Genomic DNA, 1,059 nt, shown 5'->3' on the forward strand with positions numbered 1-1,059 from the left:
TGACAACGAAACTTGAGTTTTCCGTTAATTTATCAAGCCAATATTAAATAAAAGCAGCGCACAACACGCGGTCATAGTGCATGGCAGTACTTTTAAACCAAATAATTCAACGTTCGCTGCCGGCTCCTTTCGTCCTGACAGTTCCTATCCTATCGGACAGAAACTGCCACGACACCATACCGCGGGAACGTTGTGTGTAATAATAAAATTGAAAACCATGAAACCATTTTTAATCCTGTTTTTAATATCTATAATCATTCCATTAAATTCTTTTGGTCAATATGATTATAAAAAATATCAAGGACTTACTATTGAACAAAATGATATTTACAAAGCAAAAATCCACTTTAATAATGATACTATAGAAATGGTGAAAGGTGCACTATTTGATATCAGTGACAGTTCTGTTGTTTTATCAAACAGCTTCGATTATATGGATTATCGTTTGAGAAAATTTACTACTACGGAATATCCAATTATTGATATAAAGCAAATATCGGTTAGAAAAAATGATCAACTAAAGCGCTCTACTCTAAAAGGAGGTATGATAGGAGGCCTTTCATTGGGAGGTTTAACTTTCCTCATTTTTGCAGCAGACAAGAATGCTTCACAAGGAGCTTTTCTCAGTGGGATAACAGCAGGTGCATTAGGATACATTGGTGGTGCTATTATAGGATTTGGAGTTGGCACCATTCATCTAAAGATTCCTATTAATGACAATTTCGTTAAATTCAGAAAAAAACAAAATGCTCTCAGAAAGAGAACAATAAAAACTCAATCAGAATAATTACTACACACAACACGCGGTCATAGTGCATGGCAGTTATTTTAAACCAAATAATTCAACGTTCGTAGCTGTCACTTTCGTCATGACAGTTCCTTTCCCGTCGGAAAGAAACTGCCACGACACCATACCGCGGGAACGTTAGCGGTAATACAAAAAATAAAATGAGATATTTAATTATTCTACTACTTTTTACTATAAATCAATCAATCTTTTCCAATCAGATAACAATATGTACAATGGTTATGGGAAAAGTAAAGGTAAGCTATGACTGT

At 34.7% G+C, this 1,059-nt stretch carries 1 protein-coding gene; it reads left to right on the forward strand.

What is annotated here, in order from left to right; translation table 11 throughout:
* Positions 1-217: 217 nt before the first annotated feature.
* The gene (locus ACE01N_RS20480) at positions 218-787 is read left to right on the forward strand and encodes a hypothetical protein (protein ID WP_380592942.1); all 570 of its coding nucleotides are present in this window, start codon (positions 218-220) and stop codon (positions 785-787) included.
* Positions 788-1,059: the final 272 nt, after the last annotated feature.

Source organism: Quyinboa ferrireducens (assembly GCF_042436675.1).
Classification (GTDB): Bacteria; Bacteroidota; Bacteroidia; order Bacteroidales; family UBA5342; genus JBHJHP01.